The sequence below is a fragment of the Paraburkholderia sp. GAS206C genome, assembly GCF_050435645.1.
Classification (GTDB): domain Bacteria; phylum Pseudomonadota; class Gammaproteobacteria; order Burkholderiales; family Burkholderiaceae; genus Paraburkholderia; species Paraburkholderia phenazinium_B.
The window spans coordinates 526,683-543,109 of sequence record NZ_JBNDKR010000004.1; the positions used below are offsets into that span (position 1 = coordinate 526,683).

At 63.5% G+C, this 16,427-nt stretch carries 14 protein-coding genes; 2 read left to right on the forward strand and 12 right to left on the reverse strand.

Annotated elements, in window-relative coordinates; all coding sequences use genetic code 11:
• Window positions 1-74: 74 nt before the first annotated feature.
• The 3 genes from P3T20_RS14475 to P3T20_RS14485 all read right to left on the reverse strand — a co-directional run bounded on the left by P3T20_RS14475 (window position 75) and on the right by P3T20_RS14485 (window position 2,861).
• Window positions 75-905: a 3',5'-nucleoside bisphosphate phosphatase gene (locus tag P3T20_RS14475; RefSeq protein ID WP_074264177.1), complete on the reverse strand. Its 831-nt coding sequence runs from the start codon at window positions 903-905 to the stop codon at window positions 75-77.
• A gap of 106 nt (window positions 906-1,011) precedes the next feature.
• Window positions 1,012-1,896, reverse strand: coding sequence for an alpha/beta fold hydrolase (locus P3T20_RS14480; RefSeq protein WP_074266015.1), 885 nt, complete (start codon window positions 1,894-1,896; stop codon window positions 1,012-1,014).
• Between the two features lie 110 nt (window positions 1,897-2,006).
• Window positions 2,007-2,861, reverse strand: a complete 855-nt coding sequence (locus tag P3T20_RS14485) for a ferritin-like domain-containing protein (protein ID WP_074264176.1) — start codon at window positions 2,859-2,861, stop codon at window positions 2,007-2,009.
• Between the two features lie 247 nt (window positions 2,862-3,108).
• On the opposite strand from P3T20_RS14485, the gene P3T20_RS14490 reads away from it, so the two are divergent.
• Both P3T20_RS14490 and hslO read left to right on the forward strand, forming a co-directional pair.
• The gene (locus P3T20_RS14490) at window positions 3,109-3,633 is read left to right on the forward strand and encodes a gamma carbonic anhydrase family protein (protein ID WP_074266014.1); all 525 of its coding nucleotides are present in this window, start codon (window positions 3,109-3,111) and stop codon (window positions 3,631-3,633) included.
• 70 nt (window positions 3,634-3,703) lie between these two features.
• Entirely contained in the window at window positions 3,704-4,654 is a 951-nt protein-coding gene (hslO, locus tag P3T20_RS14495; protein WP_074264175.1) for an Hsp33 family molecular chaperone HslO, read from the forward strand.
• Between the two features lie 50 nt (window positions 4,655-4,704).
• Here hslO and ftsB read toward each other — a convergent pair whose 3' ends face one another.
• The 9 genes from ftsB to P3T20_RS14540 form a co-directional block, all read right to left on the reverse strand.
• Window positions 4,705-5,151: a cell division protein FtsB gene (ftsB, locus tag P3T20_RS14500; protein WP_074264174.1), complete on the reverse strand. Its 447-nt coding sequence runs from the start codon at window positions 5,149-5,151 to the stop codon at window positions 4,705-4,707.
• A 124-nt stretch (window positions 5,152-5,275) separates the two neighbouring features.
• Window positions 5,276-6,559 carry a phosphopyruvate hydratase gene (gene eno / locus P3T20_RS14505; protein ID WP_074264173.1) on the reverse strand — a complete coding sequence of 428 codons (1,284 nt, stop codon included), beginning with the start codon at window positions 6,557-6,559 and terminating at the stop codon, window positions 5,276-5,278.
• Window positions 6,560-6,727: 168 nt separating this feature from the next.
• Window positions 6,728-7,582 carry a 3-deoxy-8-phosphooctulonate synthase gene (gene kdsA, locus P3T20_RS14510; protein ID WP_074264172.1) on the reverse strand — a complete coding sequence of 285 codons (855 nt, stop codon included), beginning with the start codon at window positions 7,580-7,582 and terminating at the stop codon, window positions 6,728-6,730.
• Window positions 7,579-9,249 (reverse strand): CTP synthase, encoded by a 1,671-nt coding sequence (locus P3T20_RS14515; protein ID WP_074264171.1) that lies wholly within the window; start codon window positions 9,247-9,249, stop codon window positions 7,579-7,581. The genes kdsA and P3T20_RS14515 overlap by 4 nt, the downstream gene beginning before the upstream one ends.
• A 371-nt stretch (window positions 9,250-9,620) precedes the next feature.
• Window positions 9,621-10,427, reverse strand: coding sequence for an alpha/beta fold hydrolase (locus P3T20_RS14520; protein WP_074264170.1), 807 nt, complete (start codon window positions 10,425-10,427; stop codon window positions 9,621-9,623).
• 66 nt (window positions 10,428-10,493) lie between these two features.
• Window positions 10,494-13,265 carry a ComEC/Rec2 family competence protein gene (locus tag P3T20_RS14525; protein ID WP_429287175.1) on the reverse strand — a complete coding sequence of 924 codons (2,772 nt, stop codon included), beginning with the start codon at window positions 13,263-13,265 and terminating at the stop codon, window positions 10,494-10,496.
• Between the two features lie 141 nt (window positions 13,266-13,406).
• Window positions 13,407-14,195, reverse strand: a complete 789-nt coding sequence (locus P3T20_RS14530; RefSeq protein ID WP_074264168.1) for a TatD family hydrolase — start codon at window positions 14,193-14,195, stop codon at window positions 13,407-13,409.
• A 25-nt stretch (window positions 14,196-14,220) separates the two neighbouring features.
• Window positions 14,221-14,961 (reverse strand): lipoprotein-releasing ABC transporter ATP-binding protein LolD, encoded by a 741-nt coding sequence (gene lolD / locus P3T20_RS14535; protein ID WP_429287152.1) that lies wholly within the window; start codon window positions 14,959-14,961, stop codon window positions 14,221-14,223.
• Window positions 14,954-16,207, reverse strand: coding sequence for a lipoprotein-releasing ABC transporter permease subunit (locus P3T20_RS14540; protein ID WP_074264166.1), 1,254 nt, complete (start codon window positions 16,205-16,207; stop codon window positions 14,954-14,956). Before P3T20_RS14540 ends, lolD begins: the two co-directional genes overlap by 8 nt.
• Window positions 16,208-16,427 lie beyond the last annotated feature (220 nt).

Genomic DNA, 16,427 nt, shown 5'->3' on the forward strand with positions numbered 1-16,427 from the left:
TGAGCGGGTGGAAGCGAAGCAGAAGCGGGATCCGGGGCGAACCGGCCGCGAAGCCCGGTGCCGCCGGTGCACCGTCACAACCAGCGTTCCCACACCGGCGTCAGATCGGACGGCAACGGCGGCAGACTGCCCAGTTCGACCCGGCCCTCGCCCGCCGCATGAAAATCGGAGCCGCGCGAGGCCTCGAAACCGAAGCGGCGCGCCACGTCCGCATACTCGCGATACTGGTCTGGCGTATGGCTGCCTGTTACGACTTCGATCGCCTTGCCGCCGAGATCGATAAACTCGCCGAACAACGCGTCGAATTCTAGCTGGGTGTATTCATAGCGCCCCGGATGCGCAATCACCGCTTCGCCGCCGGCCACCTGGATCCAGCGGACCGCGTCAGCCAGCTTCGACCAGCGATGGGCGATGTATGCCGGCTTGCCGTCGCCCAGATAGCGAGTGAACACGTCCTGGGTCGATTCGGCGTAACCGTTCTCCACCATGAAGCGCGCGAAGTGAGTGCGCGAAATCATGTCGGGGTTGGACACGTACTTCAGTGCGCCTTCGTAGGCATTCGGCACGCCCAGGGTGGCAAGCAACTCGCCGATCGCTTCGGCACGTGCCGCGCGGCCGTCGCGGGTGCGCACAAGGCCGTCTATCAGCGCCTGGCAGGTCGGATCGACGTTCAGGCCGACAATGTGCACCGTGCGTGATGCCCATGTGACCGAAATCTCCACGCCGCTCAGGTAACGCATGCCGAGTTCCTCGGCGGTCTGGCGCGCTTCGGCCTGACCGCCCAGTTCGTCGTGATCGGTCAGCGCCCACAACGTGACGCCGTTAGCCTGCGCGCGACGCGCGACATCGGCGGGCGCAAGCTGGCCATCGGAAACGGTGGAGTGACAGTGGAGATCGGCGTTCATCGGTGTCTTAAAAAGGTTCTGCACTCATTTTACTGCAACGCAGTAACCCGAGCAGACCATTCGACGACGCCCAAGACCTTGCGGAAAGCTCAACCTGTCAGAAATCTTATGCGCAGAACGCCTCGATCAGCGCTGCCACCTGCTCCGGCTGATCGTGATGGACCATATGGCCCGCATCCTCGATGATTTTCTCGCGCCAGTCGGGAAACGCGCTGAACCGCGCCTTGAATTCGTCGAGCGGCACCTCGCCGGCAATCTGTGCGAGGGTCGGCGAGCCGGCGGCCTCGACGTGCAGCACTTTGGCGCGCACATTGGCCCAGACGGCCATGATTTCATCGAGACGGTAGAGCAGCGGGCTACGCAGCTTATGCGCGGGGTCAGCGAGCAGCATGAAACCGCCCTCGCCGTCCGGCTTCGACCAGTGCCCGGCGAGAAAACGCGCGCGCTGTGGGGCGAGACGCGGGTTGGTCTTCGTCAGCCGCGCAGCGACTTCGTCGAGAGACGCGTAACGCCTCAACTGCGGCGGCTCGCGCAATTCGTCGAGCCAGCTACGCAAACGCCTGGGCGACTGGCTCGGTTTCGCGGCGGCAAGGCCGAAGCCCTCCAGGTCCACCACCCGGCGAACCCGCTCCGGACGCGCCCCGGCATAAAGACAGACCACGTTCGCGCCCATGCTGTGCCCCACCAGGTTCACTTCGCCGGTCGGCGCGTAGTGGTCAAGCAGTGCGTCGAGGTCCGAGAGATAGTCCTGAAACCAGTAGCTACCACCGCCCCGCTCGGCCACCGGCCAGTCCGACAGCCCGAAACCGCGCGCATCCGGCGCGATCACCTGCCAGTTGCCGCCCAGTGCATCCACGACGAACTGGAACGATGCCGCCACGTCCATCCAGCCGTGCAGCATGAACAGCGTCGGGGCGTCCGGATTGCCCCAGCGCCTCGCATGCAGTCGCACGCCGCGCACGGCGATGAAGTCGGACTCTGGAATATTCATGAGCGCATCGGGCCTAAAAAAGAATGGTCGTTCGATTATAGCGAGATAGCGGGCAAGCGGAAGGTGCGACGTATCGAGAGGCGGCTCGATGTGCGACCGGCGCAACCGGCTCAATCTGTGGCTGGCGGAGTCGGCTCTAGGCCGGCCAGCGCGGCCAGTTCGGCTTCGTCGAAACCGGCGTCGCGACGGGCTTCGAAATTGAACGGACCACGTAATTTCGGTGCGTGATACTGGTCGGCGAGCTGCGCGTAAGTGGTGTGCGGGTCGAGACCGCCCTCGTCGCACAGGTGGCGGAACCAGCGGTTGCCGATCAGCACGTGGCCGATCTCGTCGCGCAGGATGACGTCGAGAATCGCCGCCGAAGCGTGGTCGCCCGCCTGCTGGAGCCTCGCACGGATCGGCGGCGAGGCGTCGAGGCCGCGTGCTTCCAGTGTGCGCGGCACCAGCGCCATACGCGCCAATACGTCGCCGCGCGTGCGTTCGCACATATCCCACAGGCCATCGTGGGCGGCAAAATCGCCGTAAGCGTGACCGAACTCGGCAAGCCGTGCGACCAGTAGCGAAAAGTGATGGGCTTCCTCTGCCGCCACCTTGAGCCAGTCGGTGTAGAACGCCGGGGGCATGCCGCTAAAGCGCCAGACCGCGTCGAGTGCCAGGTTGATCGCGTTGAACTCGATATGGGCGAGCGCGTGCAACAGCACGGCGCGTCCTTCAGGGGACTGCATACTGCGGCGGCCCAGTTTGCGCGGCTCCACCAGCTCCGGGCGGCCGGGCCGTCCTGGCAAGCCGGGCGGTTCGTCGATCAGCAGGGACGGCGAGCAGACCGCGGCGAGGGCCAGCACGTCGGCGTATAGGGTCCGCGCTGCGGCGGCCTTCGCCTGCGGATCGGACTGGCGCAATACTTCGAGTGCCTCGGCACGGGCACAACGCGACAGGTGGGGTACAACGGGAACGGCGGAATTCATCGTGACGGTCGTGGCGATCCTGGCGGGGCAGGAAAGTGGCTTGGAAAGGATTAAAAACGCACGCCGCAAGGCTGCCGGCCCACCGAGCGGTCTCTCCACACAACCGTTTACAATACGCCATTCAACCACACGGCGCGCACCATTCGCGCAGCCGTTTGCACTACCCCTACGCCCGCCGACGGCGGTGCGGCGACCGATCAACAGCAACCATCTTGCATGGATGCAGAAGCCTGGGACCGGAGACATTGTGGCAATTTACAAGCTTGGCGACGCAGCGCCGACCATCCACGAAAGCGTGTTCGTCGCGGATACCGCGACCATCATCGGTAAAGTCGAACTCGAAGAAAATTCGAGCGTCTGGTTTGGCGCAGCCATTCGCGGTGACAACGAACTGATCTCGGTAGGCCCGGGCAGCAACATCCAGGAAAACGCAGTCCTGCATACCGATCCGGGCTATCCGCTGACCATCGAAGCCAACGTGACAATTGGCCATCAAGCCATGCTGCACGGCTGCACCGTCAGGGAAGGCGCACTCATCGGAATTCAGGCGGTGGTCTTGAATGGAGCGGTAATTGGCCGCAACTGTCTGGTCGGAGCAGGCGCCATCGTCACCGAGGGCAAGGTATTTCCTGACAATTCGCTGATTCTGGGCGCGCCGGCCAAGGTCGTGCGCGAACTGACGGAGGCCGACATCGCCGGCCTGCGCCGTAACGCTGCCAATTACGCCGAGCGGCGCGCCTATTTCAAGGCGCAACTCGTGCGTATCGGCTAACCATGCCGCTCGCGCACAGTGCGCAAGCGCAGCATCGCATCAAGCTGCGCGATTCGACCGAGGAAAAGTTGTGAACGACCAGTTGCAAAAATTCATGTTCAGCGCGGCGCCCGTGCGCGGCGAAATCGTTTCGCTGCGCAATACGTGGCAAGAAGTGCTGACCCGCCGCGACTATCCGGCGCCGGTGCGCACGATACTCGGCGAAATGATGGCCGCCTGCGCGCTGCTCTCGGCGAACCTGAAGTTCGACGGCACGCTCATCATGCAGATTTTCGGCGACGGTCCGGTCAAGATGCTGGTAGTGCAATGCAGCTCCAACCTGTCGATGCGCGCCACCGCCAAGTTTTCTGGCGAAGCGGACGCCACTATCGGCGACGACACCACGCTGATCGAGCTCGTCAACGCCAGCGGTCACGGCCGCTGCGTAATCACGCTCGACCCGCGCGTCAAGCAGCCGGGCCAGCAGCCCTACCAGGGGATCGTGCCGCTGTCGGGCCTCGACGGTCCGCTCAAGTCAATGGCGGAAGTGCTCGAGCATTACATGCACCACTCCGAGCAGCTCGATACGCGCTTGTGGCTTGCGGCCAACACCGAGCGCGCGGTCGGCATGCTGTTGCAGAAGCTGCCCGGCGACGGCGGCATCGTCCCGCACCCCGGCGATCTCGACGTGGATACGTGGGAACGCGTGTGCACGCTCGGCGGCACGCTGTCGCAGGAGGAACTGCTCAAGGAAGAACCGGAGACCGTATTCCGGCGCCTCTTCTGGCAGGAAAACGTCCAGCATTTCGAACCCGCGCCTGCACGTTTCGAATGTAGCTGCTCGCGTGAGAAAGTCGGTGCGATGCTGAAAATGCTGGGCCGCGAAGAAGTGGATAGCGTGATCGAAGAACGCGGCCACGTCGAGATTCACTGCGAGTTCTGCAATCAGCGTTACGAATTCGATCCGGTCGACGTGGCGCAACTGTTTGTTGCCAGCGAGCTGTCGCAAGGCGTCTCGCCCGCTGCGGACCAGCGGCATTAACGGCATTAAGCAGAAACGCCTGCTCGCACATGCGGGCAGGCCAACCCGGCTTATTGCGCCGGCTTCTTCTCTTTCGAACCCTTGTCTTTCGTGTCCCTGCCGGCGCGCTTGCGATCCGGCTTCGCGCGCGATTCGGGATTCGGCACCACGCGCACCGGCGCCGCGGACACCTCGCCACGCGTCGATGTGGTGACCGACGCGTTATTCGGCGTAGGCAACGGCGCGTTAGGCGCGACGAACTGCACGAACACTTCGCCGTCCTTCACCATACCCATCTCGTAACGCGCGCGCTCTTCCACTGCGGCCGTACCATTCTGCAGATCCTGCACTTCACCCGCAATGCGTTCGTTGCGCAGCTTCTCGTCCGCGTTCTTCTGCATCTGCTGCGCCAGTTCGCCTTGCAGCTCATGCACGCGCAGCCAGCCCCCATGCCCCCACCAGAGTGGGTACTGGATCAGGGCCAGCAGTACGATCAGGACAGCAGTGACAAGCCGCATGAGGTAAGCACAATAAATACACGCCGCCCTGCGCTATACGCAGGGCGGCGTGCTGAATCAGAAACGAAGGAGAACCGGCTCAACGGTCAAAACCTGCATTCGACCTCATGATCAAGACTAGCGATCAACGCAGATTGTAGAACGCCGACTTGCCCGGGTAGCTGGCGATATCGCCGAGATCCTCTTCAATGCGCAGCAACTGGTTGTACTTCGAGATGCGGTCGCTGCGCGAGAGCGAACCGGTCTTGATCTGACCGGCGTTCAGGCCAACGGCGATATCGGCAATCGTCGAATCTTCCGTTTCGCCCGAGCGGTGCGAGATCACGGCCGTATAGCCGGCGCGCTTGGCCATTTCGATCGCGGCGAAGGTTTCCGTCAGCGTGCCGATCTGGTTGATCTTGATCAGGATCGAGTTAGCGATACCCTTCTCAATGCCTTCCTTCAGGATGCGCGTGTTGGTGACGAACAGGTCGTCGCCCACCAGCTGGATCTTCTTGCCGAGCTTGTCGGTCAAGATCTTCCAGCCGGCCCAGTCGCTTTCGTGCATGCCGTCTTCGATCGAGACGATCGGGAACTTGTCGGCCAGATTCGCCAGGTAGTCCGCAAACTCCGTCGACGACAGTTGCAGGCCTTCGCCCGCCAACTGGTACTTGCCGTCGTGGTAGAACTCGCTCGCAGCGCAGTCGAGTGCCAGCAGCACGTCTTCACCCGCGCGGTAGCCGGCTTTCTCGATGGCTTGCAGGATCGTCGACAGACATTCGTCGTTGCTGCCGAAGTTCGGCGCGAAGCCACCTTCGTCGCCCACGGCCGTGCTCATGCCACGGTCGCTCAGGATCTTCTTCAGCGCGTGGAACACTTCGGCGCCGCAGCGCAGTGCTTCGCGGAAGGTCGGCTGGCTGACCGGCACAATCATGAATTCCTGGATGTCCAGGCTGTTGTTGGCGTGCGCGCCACCGTTGACGATGTTCATCATCGGCACCGGCAGTTGCATCGCGCCCGAGCCGCCGAAGTAGCGGTACAGCGGCAGGCCGGCTTCTTCAGCGGCAGCCTTGGCCACCGCCATGGACACAGCCAGCATGGCGTTCGCGCCGAGGCGCGACTTGTTCTCGGTGCCGTCGAGTTCGAGCAGGGTCTTGTCGAGGAAAGCTTGCTCGGAAGCGTCGAGGCCCATGATCGCTTCGGAGATTTCGGTGTTGATGTGCTCGACAGCCTTCAGCACGCCCTTGCCGCCGTAACGGCCGGTTTCACCGTCGCGCAGTTCGATCGCTTCGCGCGAGCCCGTCGATGCACCCGACGGCACCGCAGCGCGGCCCATCGTGCCCGACTCGAGCAGCACGTCGCATTCGACGGTGGGGTTGCCTCGCGAATCGAGAATCTCTCGACCGATGATATCTACGATAGCACTCATGGTTTCCTCAAGAAATGACGTTGGATTCTTACGGTGAAACAGCGTCCGGCGTACGAAGCACAGCCTCTAACCAGACACCTTGGACGACCATTGGGTTCAGATCGGGGTTCAAAGCGGATTCAGACGCACTGCGCCGGCTAGCGGGTCGACACAGCACACGGGTCAGCATCAGTTGAAATCGCTTTCGAGGAACGGCGTACGCTTCACAGCCCGATCGAGCGTCACCAAAGTTTCGAGCAAATCGGCCATACGATGCAGCGGCACAGCGTTCGGACCGTCGGACTTCGCTTCCGCAGGCTTCGGATGAGTCTCCATGAAGAGCCCGGCCACACCGGTCGCCACAGCAGCACGCGCGAGCACCGGCACAAATTCGCGCTGACCGCCCGAGCTGGTGCCCTGCCCGCCCGGCAACTGCACCGAGTGGGTAGCGTCGAACACGACCGGCGCGCCAGTTTCGCGCATGATCGCGATCGAGCGCATGTCCGAAACCAGGTTGTTATAACCGAACGAGACACCACGCTCGCAAGCCATGAAGCGGTCTTCCGACAGACCTGCTTCACGCGCAGCGTCGCGTGCCTTGTCAATCACGTTCTTCATGTCGTGCGGTGCGAGAAACTGGCCCTTCTTGATGTTGACCGGCTTGCCCGAACGCGCGCACGCATGAATGAAATCGGTCTGGCGGCACAGGAACGCCGGCGTCTGCAGCACGTCGACGACTGACGCAACCTGCTCGATCTCGTGTTCAGCATGCACATCGGTCAACACCGGCACGCCAAGCTGGCGCTTCACTTCCGACAGGATGTGCAAGCCTTCGTCCATGCCCAGACCGCGAAACGACTTGCCGCTGCTGCGATTGGCCTTGTCGTATGACGATTTGTAGATGAACGGGATCTCCAGCTTCGCGCAGATTTCCTTGAGCTTGCCGGCGACGTCGATCGTCATCTGTTCGGATTCGACGACGCAGGTGCCCGCGATCAGGAAAAACGGCTTGTTCAGGCCGATTTCGAAATCGCCTAGTTTCATGCTTTCTCCTCGACGACCGGCTGCTGGTGCTGCTGATGCGCCAGCGCCGCCTCGACGAACGACTTGAACAACGGATGACCGTCACGCGGAGTGGACGTGAATTCCGGGTGGAACTGCACGCCGACGAACCACGGGTGCATGTCACGCGGCAATTCCATCATTTCCGGCAGATCTTCGCTCGGGGTACGGGCGCTGATGATAAGGCCACCGCCTTCGAGCTGGGGCACGAAGCGGTTATTGACTTCATAACGGTGACGGTGACGCTCGTTCACGTCCTTGCCATAGATCTCTTCGGCCATCGTGCCCGGCTTGATCGGGCAACGCTGCGAACCGAGACGCATTGTGCCGCCGAGGTCCGACTCTTCGGTGCGCTTTTCGACGCGGCCGTCACGGTCGTACCACTCGGTGATCAGCGCGACCACGCGGTTCGGTGTGCCGGGATCGAACTCGGTGCTGTTCGCGTCCTTCAGACCGACCACGTCGCGAGCGAATTCGATCACCGCGAGCTGCATGCCGAGACAGATGCCAAGGTACGGCACCTTCGCTTCACGCGCATAGCGGATGGCCGCGATCTTGCCTTCGGTACCGCGCCGGCCGAAGCCGCCCGGCACCAGCACGGCGTCGAGATGCTTGAGGCTCTCGACGCCTTGCGTTTCGATCTCTTCCGAGTCGATGTATTCGATGTTGACCTTGGTCGACGTATGAATCGACGCATGGCGCAGCGCTTCGATCAGCGACTTGTACGACTCCGTCAGGTCGACATACTTGCCAACCATGCCGATGGTGACCTGATGCTGCGGATGTTCGAGCTTGCCGACCATTGCCGCCCACAGGGAGAGGTCAGCGGGCTTCGGCGTGAGCCGGAGCTCTTCGCAGACGATCGCGTCCATGCCCTGGTCATGCAGCATCTGCGGAATCTTGTAGATGCTGTCCGCGTCCCACACCGAGATCACCGCGTCTTCCGGCACGTTGGAGAACATCGAGATCTTCGCCCGTTCGTCGTCCGGAATCGGACGGTCGGCACGGCACAACAGCACGTGCGGCGAGATACCGATTTCGCGCAGCTTCTGCACACTGTGCTGGGTAGGCTTGGTTTTCAATTCACCGGCCGTCGCGACCCAGGGCACCAGCGTCAGGTGCACGAAGCACGCGCTGTTGCGGCCGAGACGCAGGCTCATCTGACGAGCGGCTTCGAGGAACGGCAGCGATTCGATATCGCCCACCGTACCGCCGACTTCGACGATCGCGACATCCGGCTCACCGCACGTCGCAGACGCTGCGCCGCGCTCGATAAAGGCCTGGATTTCGTTCGTGATGTGCGGGATTACCTGCACGGTTTTGCCCAGATAGTCGCCGCGCCGTTCCTTGCGGATGACCGACTCGTAAATCTGGCCCGTGGTGAAGTTGTTGGCCTTGCGCATCTTCGTACTGATGAAGCGCTCGTAGTGGCCGAGGTCGAGGTCGGTCTCCGCTCCGTCTTCCGTCACGAACACTTCGCCGTGTTGAAACGGGCTCATCGTGCCGGGGTCGACATTGATGTAGGGATCGAGTTTGAGGAGGGTGACTTTCAGACCGCGCGATTCGAGGATCGCGGCGAGGGAAGCGGCGGCAATACCCTTGCCGAGGGAAGAAACTACGCCGCCGGTGACGAAAACATATTTGGTCATCGCTGGATGCTCGCGGGAAAAACGGATTATACCGTAAAGCAGGGTCTCAACCCAGCAAAATGCGCGGCATCCGCGCCGATCCTGCACCGTTTTCTGCGCCGCCTGTTGCTACTGCATGAAGCCCTGCGGTAGCGACGTTGTTGTTGTCAAGCGGTTGCTATCTTGTTGCCTTGCTGCTTTCCCCTTTCCTTGCGGCTGACCTGCTGCCCGGACTTCCACGTGACATGCAGGACTGCTTGCCTGCATGTTAACGCTTGCGACGTTCGTTGTGCAGGTTCAATTGCTAATGGAAGTCAAGCGCGCCTGTGGGAGCGGATAAACGGCGCCGCGCGACGTTCGCGGCAGCCTCCGTGGTGCCGTGCCACCGTTCATCAGGCAGGCGGCCGTTCGAGTTCGCGCAGCATCCGCTGCACGGCCCGCGCGGTTTCGATCGGTTTCTCCATCGGATAGAGATGGCTGCCCTGGATCCATTCCAGGTGGCCCCCGGTAACGCGGCGTGTGGCCTCCAGCCCGGCCTGGCGAATCTCCTTCGAATGGGTCCCGGCGATGAAGCCGACCGGCACCGGCGCGCCACGCGCCAGCCGCGAGCCGAGCGTGTGCGGCAAGGTCTTGTAGATCCTGTATTCGGTGCGCCGGTCGAAGGCGAGCGCGCGACTGCCGTCAGGCGAGGCTTGTGGAATGCCGAAGTCGATATAGTCGGACAGCATCCGTTCGTCCCAGCGCGCGAAGGCGGGTTTCGAATGAAAGTGGCGCCACGCTTCATCGCGGCTCGCCCACTGCGTTCGGCGCGTGCGGGTCGCGGCCGCCGGCGAGAGACGTTCGTCGAGCCCGGTCCATTGCGACACGCGTAGCATGCTGCTGCGCCAGCCAGCGATCACCGGGGAGTCGAGCATCACGACGCCCCTCACCCACTGCGGCTTCTTCAACGCCGCCATCAGTGAAAGATAGCCGCCGAGCGAATGACCGACCAGCCAGACCGGTTGCTCGTATGACCGGCTGATGTCGTCCAGCAACTGCTCCACCAGATGCGGCCAGTCCTGCGTCACAGGAAAGCGCGTGTCATGGCCGATGCGCTCGATGAAGCGGACCTCGTAGTCGTCGGCGAGCTCGGCAAAGATGGTCCGGTAGGTCGACGCCGGGAAACCGTTGGCGTGGGAGAAGTGAATGATGTTTTTCAAGTGCTGCTGTCTCCGTTCCTGATTATGTTGCGCGAGGCGCCCGGCCGGGTGTGGCGCGAGCGTCCTTCATCGGTCCATCCAGTACCGGTGATACGCAGTGCGATACCGTTCGAGCGTGAGTGTGGCGGGCGGCGATGGTGCGTCCTGCGCCGGGTCGCTGTGTGCATGAGTGCCCGCCGGCAAGGTGCCCTGCGCATGGTCGCCCGCCGCCAGGTAGCCCTGCGCACGGTTGCCCGCCGCCATGATTTGCACCGCGCCGTCGGTGTCGCTGCGCGTGAGTTCGATGTGCCGTCCCAGATAGCGTTCGAAGACACCCGGATTCGGATGATGAAAACGGTTGCGATAGCCTACCTGAAATACCGCGACAAGCGGCTCGATAGAGTCGAGGAACGGCTCGGTCGACGAAGTCTTGCTGCCGTGATGCGGCACGACAAGGATCTGTGCGGGCAGCGCCGAGCGATCCCGCGCCAGCAGGATACGCTCAACCGGTGCCTCGATATCCGCAGCCAGCAGCGCGCTGACACTGGGCGCGGCGGGGCTGCCAGTTGTGTGACCAGGAGATTCGCCGGAGCCCGCGATACTGACACGCAGCACGCAGCAATGCGCATTCGGATTGCCTGATAACGGCCCGGGGTCGGGCCAGAGAATGCTGAAATCGACGCCGTCCCATTGCCAGTGCTGCCCCGCCGCACAGCGCACCGTGTCGGCACCGACGGCACGGGCTTTGTCCCAAAGCGCATTCGACGGCACGAGGCCGCCCAGCAACTGGCGCACCTCGACGCCTTGCAATACGGCCGGCGCGCCGCCCGAGTGATCGGAATCCTCATGGCTGATCACCATCGTGTCGAGCGTGTACACGCCGTTGGCGTGCAGATACGGCACCACCACCCGCTCGCCGGCGTGGGTCGACTCCGGCCCTGGGCCCGCGTCGAACAGCAACGCGTGATGGGTCGTTTCGACGAGGATCGACGAACCCTGGCCGATGTCGAGCGCGGTCAATCTGAACGAGCCCGACGGCGGCCCCGGAGGAGGTGGCAACAGAAGCGGCAGCCACGTTAGCGGCGCTGCCCAGCGTAACGGCCAGCCGCGCGGAGCGAGACACCAGACGACACCCACCGCCGCGACGGCCAGCACCCAGCCATTCGGCTGCGGCAAGCGCCAGAGCGTCCAGCCAGGGCCGGACAACATCTGCAATCCCGCGACGAGCAGTTCGAGCAAAGCATGGGCGGCACGAAACGCATACGCGTCGACAGGCATCGGCAACGCGACGCCGGCCAATACTGCGGGAGTGACGAACAGACTGACCCAGGGAATCGCAAACGCATTGGCGAGTGGCCCGATCAATGGAATCTGCGAGAACCAGTAGATAGTGAGCGGGGCAAGCGCGATCGTCACCGCAAACTGGACGTGTGCGGCACCGCGCATACGCTCGATGAGCGCCCGGCCACGGGCGCATACGACGCGGAGCAGGCGGGTGGAGAAATGCGTGGTAGCCTGGCCGCTAGCTGCACCGACGCCAGCACTGCCACTGCCACTGCCACCGCCACCGCCACCGCCACCGCCACCGCCACCGCCTGCATCAGGATCAACGCCAGGCCCACCCCCCGCTCCATCGCCGCGCTCATCCGCCCGCACACGCGGCCGCCCCGACATCGCATACAGGATCGCCGCCACCGCGCAGAACGACAGCCAGAACCCCGCGGACACCGGCGCCCACGGATCAAGCAACAGCACAAGACCAAGCGCCCAGGCCAACACCCACGACGGCGCGACACTGCGTCCGCTGACAAACGCCAACGCCACCACACCCGCCATCCACAATGCCCGTTGCGCCGGCACATTGAACCCGGCGAGCGCCGCATGCAGCGCAGCGAACATCGTCCCCGCAGTCACCGCGACGAGTTGCGCCGGAATTCGCAACGGCCAGTTGCGCCCAACCAGGCCCGACCGCCGCCACAGCGCGCCGGCCAGCCATCCGGCGAGGCCCGCAACGAAACCAATGTGCAGACCGGAGATGGCCACCAGGTGGCTCGTGCCGGTGGCGCGCATCAGCAGCCAGTCGGCGGCGCTGACCTCGTCCTGCGCGCCGACCGCGAGCGCCACGACAATGCCGCGATGCGGGGCGTCGGCCAGCACGGTGTCGATGCGCGCACGCAGTGCCGCGCGCCAGCGGTCCACGCTGACACCCAGGCCGCCCGCGTAACCATCGAGACGCCGTGCCGTAGCAGGCGCATTGACATAACCCGTTGCGCGGACATTGCGTGCCAGCAAGCCCGCTTCGGCGTCGCGCACGCCGAAGTTGGCATTGCTGTGCGGACGCTTGAGCCGTACCGTCAGACGCCAGCGCGCGCCGGGTTCGAGCAATGGCGGCGGCGGGCCCTTCTGATCGATCCACGCCAGTTGAATCGTGCGAGGAAAATGTTCGATCGGCGCAGCAACAGAATCCACGTCGAACAGAAAGCGCGCGCCCTTCTCGTCACGGCTCGGCAGACCTCGAATGGCGCCCTGCACTTCGAGGTCGCGTCCCTCCCACGCGGTAGGCAAGCTCAGGGCAAGACGCATTTCGGCCCGCCAGGCTGCATAACCGAATCCGACACATGCTGCGGCCAACAAGACCGCGCACCAACCGGTGTACACACGCCAGCGTATCCCGTACCACCAGGCTGACGCGCACCGAGCGGCCGTGCAGCTTCTCTGCCCTCGCAAGCACCAGCAAGCCCAAGCGAGCGCGCCGCCAGATATCAGCAACAGCACAAGCCACTCGCGCCACACAGGCAATGCCGCCTGCTGCTGCAAGACAATCACACCCAACGCAAAACCACACCACACTGCCCGCATTCGCCCTCCGCCCTGCTCGCCAGCCGGCCGCGCCGGACTGCCACCCAATGCCACCGGGCGTAGCCAACGCATGCAGGTCAGAAGCCATTTCAGACGAATTACCGGACGCGTGTTCCGCCCGGCGCGAACCACCAGGAAAGATTATGCAGACGAAAGTGCTAGCCGCGGCAGCGCGGCGTGAGCGTTAGCCGTTGTGCCTATGGAAAGCTCGTCTACGCCGATGCCGCGCAGTTGCGCGAGTCCCGCGCCGATGGCGGGAATCTGGTCCGGCGTATTGCGTTGGCGATAAAGCCATGAAGGAGCGATGTCCGGCGCGTCGGTTTCGACCACCAGCGCATCGAGCGGCAATTGCGCCGCGAGACGACGAATCTGCAGCGCGCGCTCGAACGTCAGATTGCCGCCGAAGCCAAGATGCATGCCGTGATCGATGAACGCCTGGGCCTGCTGAAAACTGCCGTTGAACGCATGGGCGATGCCGCGATGCACGCTATGCCGGCGCAAGCCTTTGAGCACCTGGTCCTGCGATTTGCGCACGTGGCAAATCACCGGCAAATCGAATTCGTGCGCGAGTTTCAGCTGCTCGTTGTAAAAGAACTGCTGACGCCCATCGTCGAGGCCCGCGACGAAATAATCGAGGCCGATTTCCCCAAGTCCGACAAACAGCGGATCGTCCAGACTTGCTTCGATCTCCATGCGGAGCACGTCGAGATCGGCGTCCTGCGCACCGGGCGTAAAGAGCGGATGAATCCCGAGCGCGTACGCACCGCCCTTCACGCGATGCGCGAGTTCACGCACCCGCGCGAAGTTCTCGCGCGCCACACCCGGAATCACGATGCGCGCTACGCCTGCCTCGCAAGCCGCAGAAGCGACCGCGTCACGATCCGCGTCGAATTCCGACGCGTCGAGATGGCAGTGCGTATCGATCCACATGCTGGCGCCCCGGCAGCAAAAGACGTTAGACCGGAACGTGCGGCTCTTCGTGCAGCACGCCGTCGCGCAGACGCATGATGCGATCGCAGCGCGCCGCCAGATCGGGATCGTGCGTGACGATCACGAAGCTGGTATCGAAGGTTTGCGACAGTTCGAGCATCAGGTTAAACACCGTATCCGCGGTGCCGCCATCGAGATTGCCGGTGGGCTCGTCAGCCAGCACGCAGGCCGGGTTCGTGACGAGCGCACGCGCGATCGCCACACGCTGACGCTCGCCGCCCGAGAGCTCGCCCGGGCGGTGTTTCGCGCGATGCGCGAGGCCCACGCGTTCCAGCGTCTGCAATGCCGTGCGACGCGCCTCGTCGGTTGGCATGCGGCGGATGCGCAGCGGCATCGCGACGTTGTCGAGCGCAGTGAATTCCGCCAGCAGATGATGGAACTGATACACAAAACCGAGCGCGCGATTGCGTAGTTCATTGCGCTCACGCTCCGAGAGTTTCGTGAACGGCTTACCCAGCACCGAGACTTCGCCCGTGCTCGGATCGTCGAGGCCGCCCAGCACGTGCAACAGTGTGCTCTTGCCGGAACCCGACGCGCCGACGATCGCCAGCTTCTCGCCGCGCCGCACTGACAGTTCTGTGTTGTTCAGCACCTGCACGTTCAGGCCGCCCTGCACGAACGACTTCGAGATGCCGGTCGCTTCGAGGACATACGGATGCAGCGCGCTGTCTGGGGTCATGGCCTGGCCAATGGAACGATCATTCATAACGCAGCGCCTCCGCCGGGCGAACCTTCGCACCGCGCCAGCTCGGATACAGCGTCGCCAGCGATGCCAGCACGAACGCGATCACGCCGATCCGGATCACATCTGCGGGCACCAGCTCGGACGGCAGCTCGCTGATGAAATACACCGACGGCGGCAGGAACTGCACGCCGAGCAGATGCTCGATCATGGGCACGAGCCACGGAATGCTCCACGCGATCAGACACCCGAGCGCCACACCGGTTGCGGTACCGATAAAGCCGATCGTCACGCCCTGCACCACGAAGATCTTCATGATCGAGCTGGGCTGCGCGCCAAGCGTGCGCAGGATCGCGATATCCGCCTGCTTGTTGGTCACCGTCATCACCAGCGACGACACCAGGTTGAACGCCGCCACCGCAATGATCAGCGTAAGGATGATGAACATCATGCGCTTTTCGATCTGCACGGCGGAAAACCAGGTTTTGTTCTGCTGGGTCCAGTCGCGGATGTAGAGGTCACCGGAAAGCGTGCGCGCCAACTGGTGCGCGACCTCCGGCGCGCGCTGCATGTCCTTCAGGCGCAAACGGACGCCAGTGGGCGCAGCGAGCCGGAACAGCACTTGCGCATCCTGAATGTTGATCAGCGCGAGCGTGCTGTCGTATTCGTAGTGGCCCGATTCGAAGACGCCGACCACGGTGAACTGCTTCAGGCGTGGCAGCATTCCTGCAGGCGTGATGGTGCCCTCGGGCGCCACCAGCGTAATCTTGTCGCCAACCATCACACCCAGGTTAGCAGCGAGATCCGCGCCCAGCACAATGCCGAAATCGCCCGGCTTCAGATCGGACAGCTGGCCGCCTTTCATTTCCTTGTAGATATCGGACACCTGCGGCTCGAGCGCCGGGTCGACACCACGCAGCGCGACGCCGCTCACGGCGTCCTGACGGGTCAACAGCGCCTGGGCGTCGACATACGGCGCCGCGCCGATCACTTCCTTGTTCTGCTTCGCTTCCTTGGCGGTCAACTGCCAGTTCGGCATGGAGCCGGTCGGCGAGAAGATCTCGACGTGCGCAAGCACCGACAGCATGCGGTCGCGCACCTCTTTCTGGAAGCCGTTCATCACCGACAGCACGACGATCAGCGCCGCGACGCCGAGCGCAATGCCCGACATCGAGACGAGCGCGATGAAGGAGATAAAGCCGTTACCGGTCGTGCGTTTGCCGGCGCGGGTGTAGCGCCAGCCAATTGTCCATTCGTAGGGAAATTTCAAGCGAATCCTTTTCTGCGTTCTTCAGCCTCGTGCTGCGGCGTCGGTATTCGACCGTTGGTGCAGCGCATGACGGTGGCAATCCCGCGCGCCATGCAGTTCGAGGGTCGTGACCATTGGTGCCGGATCGGGGCGGATGGTTCCGGTTCGATGCGCAAACCGCTGGGGCTGCCGGGCTGGTACCGCTTCCAGCGTCGGGGCGGTGCACCGAGCTGTCCATGCT